General features: G+C 49.9%; 10 protein-coding genes. All 10 read left to right on the top strand.

From position 1 onward, the window contains the following. Positions 1-63: 63 nt before the first annotated feature. The 10 genes from EKM89_RS13190 (at position 64) to tsaD (ending at position 8,034) form a co-directional block, all read left to right on the top strand. Complete coding sequence (locus tag EKM89_RS13190; RefSeq protein WP_191988775.1) at positions 64-324, top strand: hypothetical protein; 261 nt, start codon at positions 64-66, stop codon at positions 322-324. 341 nt (positions 325-665) lie between these two features. Continuing rightward, positions 666-1,322, top strand: a complete 657-nt coding sequence (gene tmk / locus EKM89_RS13185) for a dTMP kinase (RefSeq protein WP_125689235.1) — start codon at positions 666-668, stop codon at positions 1,320-1,322. Between the two features lie 26 nt (positions 1,323-1,348). Beyond that, positions 1,349-1,678 (top strand): cyclic-di-AMP receptor, encoded by a 330-nt coding sequence (locus EKM89_RS13180; RefSeq protein ID WP_048732435.1) that lies wholly within the window; start codon positions 1,349-1,351, stop codon positions 1,676-1,678. A gap of 8 nt (positions 1,679-1,686) precedes the next feature. Further along, positions 1,687-2,703: a DNA polymerase III subunit delta' gene (gene holB / locus EKM89_RS13175; protein WP_125689233.1), complete on the top strand. Its 1,017-nt coding sequence runs from the start codon at positions 1,687-1,689 to the stop codon at positions 2,701-2,703. A 27-nt stretch (positions 2,704-2,730) separates the two neighbouring features. After that, positions 2,731-3,069, top strand: a complete 339-nt coding sequence (locus EKM89_RS13170) for a DNA replication initiation control protein YabA (RefSeq protein ID WP_125689231.1) — start codon at positions 2,731-2,733, stop codon at positions 3,067-3,069. Positions 3,070-3,083: 14 nt separating this feature from the next. Then, a complete protein-coding gene (gene rsmI / locus EKM89_RS13165) occupies positions 3,084-3,965 on the top strand; it encodes a 16S rRNA (cytidine(1402)-2'-O)-methyltransferase (protein ID WP_125689229.1) in 882 nt (293 codons plus the stop codon). Positions 3,966-3,970: 5 nt separating this feature from the next. Next, positions 3,971-4,708, top strand: a complete 738-nt coding sequence (locus EKM89_RS13160; protein WP_125689227.1) for an acyl-[acyl-carrier-protein] thioesterase — start codon at positions 3,971-3,973, stop codon at positions 4,706-4,708. A 925-nt stretch (positions 4,709-5,633) separates the two neighbouring features. Next, positions 5,634-6,356 carry a tRNA (adenosine(37)-N6)-threonylcarbamoyltransferase complex dimerization subunit type 1 TsaB gene (gene tsaB, locus EKM89_RS13155; RefSeq protein ID WP_125689225.1) on the top strand — a complete coding sequence of 241 codons (723 nt, stop codon included), beginning with the start codon at positions 5,634-5,636 and terminating at the stop codon, positions 6,354-6,356. Next, positions 6,340-6,927: a ribosomal protein S18-alanine N-acetyltransferase gene (rimI, locus tag EKM89_RS13150; protein WP_125689223.1), complete on the top strand. Its 588-nt coding sequence runs from the start codon at positions 6,340-6,342 to the stop codon at positions 6,925-6,927. Before tsaB ends, rimI begins: the two co-directional genes overlap by 17 nt. 63 nt (positions 6,928-6,990) lie before the next feature. Then, on the top strand, positions 6,991-8,034 hold the full coding sequence (gene tsaD, locus EKM89_RS13145; RefSeq protein ID WP_125689221.1) for a tRNA (adenosine(37)-N6)-threonylcarbamoyltransferase complex transferase subunit TsaD: 1,044 nt from the start codon (positions 6,991-6,993) through the stop codon (positions 8,032-8,034). The last annotated feature ends 136 nt before the right edge of the window (positions 8,035-8,170 follow it).

The raw sequence follows: 8,170 nt of genomic DNA, 5'->3' as shown, positions 1-8,170 counted from the left end.
TTAACCCCAGTCGAGTATTGTCAGAAGATGCTAGTTGCCTAGGTTAGAAAAGTGTCTAACATTTTGCTTGCACTTCACATTACCTACCTTATTGACCGGAATAACCCGACGTGGGCGGTGCTACTCTTTACGAATGCCGATGGGGCTAACATTGCTGCTAAGCGAATTAAAGACAAGTTTACGACGGCTCTGGCAAAGAACACGGAATTGTCCAATCTGGAAGTTCGGCTAGTTGTCGGCGTTGCTAGTTGGGATCCAGAAAAGATGGAGAATCCGTATGACCTGATGAATGCAGGGATTAAGGAGACAGAATACGATGTATAAAGATCTCAGCTAAGTGGATAAGATTGTGGCGGACGTCTTAAATTGGACGCCCGATGCTCTGGATTTATTACGCAAGCTGAAAGATTCAGAACAGTCAATATGGCTGGTGTAACAGTGATACTGCGACGAAAATTAGGTAACTTAGACCGGCCTCTCGACTTTCTAGGCCTGTAGCGTGTCTCGCGGTAGGCAAGATTTGTGGCGATCGTGGGACGCGCAGTTTACACAAAATTTAGTAATGGTCAGAAACCAGGTGATTCTCCGCCGGAAACTAGGTGAAAGCTAGCGTTGCAAATAGACATCAATTCTGAATTCAAGTACAATATACCTATCAATTAAAAATGGGGTCGAGAATTTTGTCAGGAACGTTTATTAGCTTTGAAGGACCAGATGGCGCCGGTAAAACCAGTGCTTTGACCACGATTACGGCACAGATTCAGCCCTTGTTAGGTGACCGGTTGACGATTACCAGAGAACCTGGTGGCAACCCAATTTCGGAAAGTATTCGGGCAATTATTTTAGATCGTGCCAATACAGATATGGATTACCGGACTGAGGCCTTGTTGTATGCGGCAGCGCGGCGTCAACATTTAGCGCAGACGATTTTACCGGCTTTGGCGGCTGATAACCTGGTTTTGTGTGACCGATACGTGGATAGTTCGGTGGCGTATCAAGGAGCTGGCCGACAGATTGGGGAGGCCGAAGTTGCCCGCATGAATGAGTTCGCGACCGGTGGTTTGTTGCCTGATCTGACGATCTATTTCGATGTGCCTGCCGCGGTTGGTCTGAAACGCATTCAGGCACACCGCCAACCCGATAAAGTCGATCGGCTCGACGTTGAGCAGGAAGCCTTTCATGACCGGGTTCGTGCCGCTTACTTACGGCTTCAGGCCGCCCATCCAGAACGGATTAAATTGATTGATGCCACACAGGCGCCAGACCAAGTTGTGGCTCAGGCTTTGGCATGGATTAAACAAACGGCACAACGTTACTTTTAACACCGGTATTTGAGGGAGGAATTTAAATGAAATTATTGATTGCAATCGTCCAGGATAAGGATGCTAATCGACTTAGCAACCAGTTTATCGACAACGATATTCGTGCGACACGGTTATCCACGACCGGTGGCTTTTTGAAGTCTGGCAACACAACGTTTATGATTGGACTGGAAGACGAACGGGTCGATGAGGTCTTGGACATGATCAAGGCAGCCAGTCACACCCGGCAACAATTCATGACACCACCAGTTAACTTGGATGCGCAGCTTGATAGCACGTCCTCATATCCAGTCGAGGTTCAGGTCGGTGGGGCGACGGTCTTTGTCTTACCCGTTGACCAGTTCCACCGCTTTTAGGGGGCAGCATGACGGAAGAATCCGTGGTTGCGACGATCCAACGCCTTCAGCCGGAATTGACGACGCATTTTATGCACTTGGTTCAGACAAATCATCTCGCACATGCCTATCTGTTTAACGGTGCCGATGGGACTGGTCGACAAGAATTGGCCACGGTGATTGCGATGCGCTTGTTTTGTCAGCATGTGACCGCTGAGGGCTTACCCTGTGGTCAATGTGCCGAATGCCGGCGCATTTTAGCTGGTGATCATCCTGACGTTGTTAGCGTGGTTCCGGATGGTCAAAGTATCAAGGTCGATCAGGTTCGTTACCTGAAGTCGGAGTTCACTAAGAGTGCTGTAGAGGGTAACCAGAAAATCTTTATTGTCGATCAGGTCGATCGGATGACGACGGGGGCAGCTAATAGTCTACTGAAGTTCATTGAAGAACCCGTTGGGAATACGGTTGCACTCTTGTTGACGGCCAATAAGAATCTGATTCTGCCGACGATTTTGTCACGAACTCAAGTGGTCGATTTCTTGCAGGTTGCGCCGCAAGCATTTGCCCAAGCCTTAGAGAAGGCCGGAGTGGTGCCGAGTCAACGGTATTTGCTGGCCACATTGACGGAGAGCGTTAGTGCGGCGCAGGAGTTGACGACGGATGACTGGCTAAAGGAGGCGCAGGCCCAAGTTGGCCAGTGGTTCAATGCTTGTACGCAGGGCGATGAACAGGCCTTTGTCCGGGTCCAGACGAAACTGTTACCGTTGGCATTGAATCGTGATCGGCAAGGTGTGTTACTCGACATGCTGGTTCAGGTATGGCACGATGCTTTACGGCAACAAACCGGGCAGGTCGCCAGTGAGGATTTGGCCTTTCCACAGGTGGCGGCTGCTAGTCGGCAGATAGGGCAACGGCTACCGGTCGACCAGTTGGTGAACGTGATGACTTTGACGCTTGCCACTCGGGGACAGTTGGCCGGTAATATGAACTTTCAGACGATTTTAGAGGCATTAACACTTCAGATTTTGGCGCAAGTCACGCGCTAGCTTAGTTTAGCAGGGAGGGGTGGCAATTTGGATAAACAAGAAGTTTACCAGCAATTTAAAAGCTTAGAGGAGCAGCTACAGCAAATGTCCGCCCAGTTCGGTGACTTACAGACTGAAATGACGCAGGTGTTTGAACGCAATGCCGAGTTAGAAATTGAAAATCAGCGGCTACGTGATCTGGTACGTGAGTTGCAACGAACCTTACCAGACGATCCAGAGACCCCACAGGGACTTTCCAAGTCGCGGCAGATCTTGGAAAAACTCTATGAAGAAGGATTCCACGTCTGTCGTGAATTTTATGGGACGCGCCGTAAACAAGACGAAGAGTGCGCCTTTTGCTTAGAAGTTATTTATCGTGATCAGTAGGAGGTCAGCACCATATGGAACGACGACGAAGTTTTCAAGCCGAGGCAATTGGCCATTTGTACTTAGTGCCCACCCCCATCGGTAACCTCGACGATATGACCTTTCGGGCGGTTAAGACCCTAAAAGATGCGGATTTGATTGCCGCCGAGGACACACGGAACACCCAGAAATTATTAAATCATTTTGAAATTGAAACCAAACAAATCAGTTTTCACGAGCACAATACCCAGGAACGGATTCCCCAGTTAGTTGCAAAACTACAAGCGGGGATGCAGATTGCGCAGGTCAGTGATGCAGGCATGCCATCCATCTCGGATCCTGGTCACGAACTAGTCAATGCCTGTATCGATGCCCACATTCCAGTTGTTCCTTTACCCGGGGCTAACGCTGGTTTGACGGCACTGATTGCGTCTGGACTAGCCCCACAGCCATTTTATTTCTATGGCTTTTTGGACCGTAAACCTAAGGACCAACGTTCAGAGATCGATAGTTTGTCTCAGCGACCAGAAACACTAATCTTCTATGAAGCTCCGCATCGGCTGAAGAAAACTTTACAGAACCTGGCCACTGGCTTTGGCGACGACCGACCAGCCGTTCTTTGCCGCGAGCTCACAAAACGCTACGAAGAATTCTTACGTGGTAGTCTGGCTGAACTTGCAGAGTGGGCAGCAACGGACACGGTTCGTGGTGAGTTCGTTGTTTTGGTGGGGGGAAACCCGGCACCAACGACCACCGCGACAACGGCCGTTGATCTGAGCGAACCCGTTGAAGTGCAAGTCGACCGGCTAATTGCTGCTGGCGACAAGCCGAATGCGGCCATTAAAGAGGTCGCTAATCTGCGTGGGTTAAAGAAACAAGAGGTCTACCGGACCTATCATCATTTAGACGAGGAGTGACCTAGGTGGCTACAAATGAATTTTCTGAACAACATCGTATCGTCTATTATGAGGCCGATGACACCGACCAGTTAACGTTGGCGAAGCTCATTGACCTCTTTGTCTTGGTCTCCGAAGATCAGAATGCTGACCTCGGGATTACGACTGAAAAAATTCAAGCCTTGGGTGTTGGCTGGGTTGTCACCCAGTACCACATTCAAATTGACCGGTTACCGCGGACAGGAGAAACGGTCACAGTCAAAACACGGGCGACTGCCTTTAATCGCTATTTCGCATACCGCGAGTATTGGTTACTCGACGCGACCGGCAAGCAACTGGCGTATGGTGAGGGCATCTGGGTCACAATGAGTTATGAGACGCGGAAGATTACGACAATTCCGGACGAAATCATGGTACCTTATCACAGCGACCCCGTGACGCGGTTACCCCGGTTACCACGACCGGATAAGGATGATGCCAAGGCAACGAGTCGGGTGAAGCCGTACACGGTACGTTACTTCGACATTGATCACAATGGTCACGTCAATAACGCCCACTACTTTGACTGGATGTTGGACACGTTGCCCGCCGAGTTTCTACGGCACCATCATGCGACGGATGTGCGCATTCGATTTGAGAATGAAGTCAAATACGGCCAGCAGGTGACCAGTGCGGTGACACAGCCGGAAATTACAACCACACAGCATACGGTTAGTTTTGGGACCACAACCGCCGTCCGGGCAACGGTTCAGTGGACGGACTGAGAGATTTTACGGCTGTCCAGCTCTGGTTTCCTTCTGCTTAATGGTTTCATTCACGGCTGCAGTAGCCACCATAATAAAGGGTACTGGTCGTTATTCGCCAATTCTAGGCTTAATCGCACTGACTAAATAACTGTGATTGGTAACAAAGAAGTTGCAATCTGAAGGTTGAAAGTCCCAAAACACTCATTATGACTGTTGTCACAACGATACTGGGTCTAAAATTAGGCAACGTTATCCAGCCATCGCCTTACCGGCCGGCAGATATGGGCTGGATCGGTGCGAACACAACTTGAAGCCTCGAAAGTACCGAGTCTCCAAGCTTGGTTTTCTACTAAGCCAGCAGAAAACCCACCTGCCGACTAAGTAGAACGACGCGCCTGAGCCCATATCTGCCGACCTCTCGGCTGACGTAGTTGTTCTGCGACAACATGGATCATGCCGCTACGAGCGCTATTGAATTATGCTTAAACCTTAGCAACCCCATGGGATTCAGTGCCTAGGATTGTCGAGCACAATCAGAGCCGGAGGAGGCCAGGGATGCAGCTAGCCGTGTCGACGATGTAAGCCGGAAAAGCCCGTCCTTTGGCTGGAAGCGTTCCCCACAGCAAGCGGAATCCCTGGCATCCGGAGTGCGGCCGTTTTCACTAATTTAGCCGTGATAATTCCTACTGTCGCAAGCGTAACGCAAACATTTTGGCTTTCAACCTTTAGTTGCAATCTTTAGCTTTTTGGAAAAGTAAGCAGGGAAGGTGTTGTTCGCCCCGCTTTGTGGTAGTATAGTAAACTGATAAAGTCAGTAAACGGAAAAAGTAACCGAACCTTTAAAAGAGCGGTGGAGTATCATGGCCGCCGCTTTTCACATTTAACGGTTGGCAGCAGGTCAAGCTGTGGCGGTGAAACAAATTAAAGGGGACCCCAAGTAATCATGAAGATTTTAGCAATTGATACATCGAATCGACCACTGAGCGTCGCCGTATTAGACGACACAACGGTACTCGCGGCCATTACCGTGACGGTTCATCAGAAACACGCGGAGTATTTATTACCAGAGATCGAACGCTTGTTGGCGATGGCTGATCTGAAGCCCACCGACCTGGAGCGAGTTGTTGTGGCAGCTGGCCCCGGTTCGTATACTGGAATTCGAATCGCAGTCACTACGGCTAAAACGTTGGCCGCAACGTTAAACATCGACTTAGTGGCCGTTTCAAGTTTAGCGACCTTGGCCGCCAACGTACCGGTTGAAGGTGCATTAGTCGCACCACTATTTGATGCCCGCAACCAAAATGTTTTCGCCGGATTGTACCGCATTCTAAAGGGGCGTCCCGTTGCTGTCATCGCAGATGCACATACGAACGTCACCGACTTTCTGACCGAGGTCAAGGAATACGCTGAGCCCGTCTGGTTCCTCGGCGATGCTGCCCACTTTACTGATTTGATCAGCACAACGATTTCCGCTGCGACCCCGGCTGTGAGCCCGTGGTTGAACCTTCCACAGGTCGCAACGATCGGCTTGCTGGGTCGCGACTTACCACCAGTGACCGATGTTGATCGTTTCGTCCCGAATTATCTTCGTTTGACACAGGCCGAAGCCGAATGGCGAGCTAAGAATCCAGAAAAGGAACCCGAATCCTATGTTGAAAAAATTTAAAGTCTGGTATAAAAATGTATTCGGTAGTCGGCGGGAACTTGTACGCGAGGAAACGATGGACGTTAAGAATCATCGCGTGGAGATTCACGATGCCACTTATTTTGTCGCTAAGGCGCTGTTTACCGATATTCCTGAAATGATTGAAATTGAACGGGCAGTTTACGCTGGTCAAGCACCGTGGGATTCCACGGCATTTGCCAATGAACTGCGACGTGAAAAGGACCGACTGTACCTGGTTATTCGAAAAAATGATAAGTTGTTGGCGTTCGTCGGGAGTACATTTGACGAACGGACACGCGATGCCCATATTACCAATATTGCCGTCTTACCCGAATTTCAGAGTCGGGGCTTAGGCCGCTTTTTAATGGGGATCATGATCAAAAAGGCTAAGCAGCTCAATTACAAGTCCGTTAGTCTGGAGGTTCGCGTGTCGAATCGGAAGGCACAAAAACTGTACCGTGACCTGGACTTTGAACAGACTGGTATCAAGCGTGGCTACTATTTCGGCGATCATGAAGATGCCGCCGACATGGTTTTATACTTAAAAGAAGAAACACAAGCAACCGACTAGAAAAGACGAGTTGGCGCTAGGCCGCTCGTTTTTTTCGTGGTAAGGCATGAGTGAGAAAGAGGAGTGAGTCCAACGGAAAAGCGAAATTTGATCTTAGCATTTGAATCAAGTTGTGACGAGACAAGTGTGGCGGTCATCGAGGATGGCAAGAAGATTCTGTCAAACATCGTTGCAACTCAAATCAAGAGTCACCAGCGTTTTGGCGGTGTTGTGCCAGAAGTTGCCAGTCGCCACCACATTGAAGAGGTCACGTTGTGTATCAAGGATGCGTTAGTAGAGGCCCAAGTTGGGTACGACGACCTTGACGCCGTGGCTGTGACGTACGGTCCAGGACTGGTTGGGGCCCTGTTGATTGGGGTAACTGCGGCAAAGACGGTGGCTTTTGCGCACAACTTACCGTTGATTCCAGTGAACCATATGGCGGGGCACATCTATGCGGCCCGTTACGTGGAGCCCATCGAATTTCCAGCGATGGCCCTGTTGGTTTCCGGTGGCCATACAGAACTGGTTTACATGCCAGCTGAGAACCAATTTGAAATTATTGGTGAAACGCGGGACGATGCGGCTGGTGAAGCTTACGACAAAGTCGGTCGCGTGATGGGCGTGAATTATCCAGCCGGTAAGACGGTCGATGAGTGGGCGCATCAGGGCCACGACACGTTCAAATTTCCCCGAGCGATGGAAAAAGATGACAATTTCGACTTCAGTTTTAGTGGGTTGAAGAGTGCGTTCATCAACACGACTCATCATGCCGATCAAATTGGTGAAACGCTCAGCAAACAGGACTTAGCCGCCAGTTTCCAACAGGCGGTCGTTGACGTATTGGCCGAAAAGACGCAACGTGCGTTGGCCGATTACCCTGTACACCAGCTAATTTTGGCTGGCGGGGTGGCTGCCAACTTGGGGCTACGAGAACGGTTGGAACGCGATTTGGCTAGTAACCCAACGACGCATTTAGTCAAGGCACCATTGAAGTTATGTGGTGACAACGCTGCGATGATCGGTGCATTTGCCGAGGTGGCTTACCGGCATGGCGTCTTCGCCGACGCAACGCTGAATGCGGACCCTAGTCTGGAATTTGATTGGGTCGCTGATCCGGTAAAATAGGTTAAAATAGGTGCTGAAATTACACTCTAAATTGGAGGTAGTTTCGGCGCTTTTAGTTTGGCTCTTTGTCAACCGGTGTTGATGGAGGGAATTTCGGAGGTTCAATTCATTTACGAATTGGGCCTCTTTTTTGTAC

Origin of the sequence: Levilactobacillus fujinensis, assembly GCF_003946335.1 — a bacterium.
Taxonomy (GTDB): domain Bacteria; phylum Bacillota; class Bacilli; order Lactobacillales; family Lactobacillaceae; genus Levilactobacillus; species Levilactobacillus fujinensis.
The sequence above is the reverse complement of the archived record's forward strand: the minus strand, read 5'-3'. Positions and strand labels throughout refer to the sequence as shown.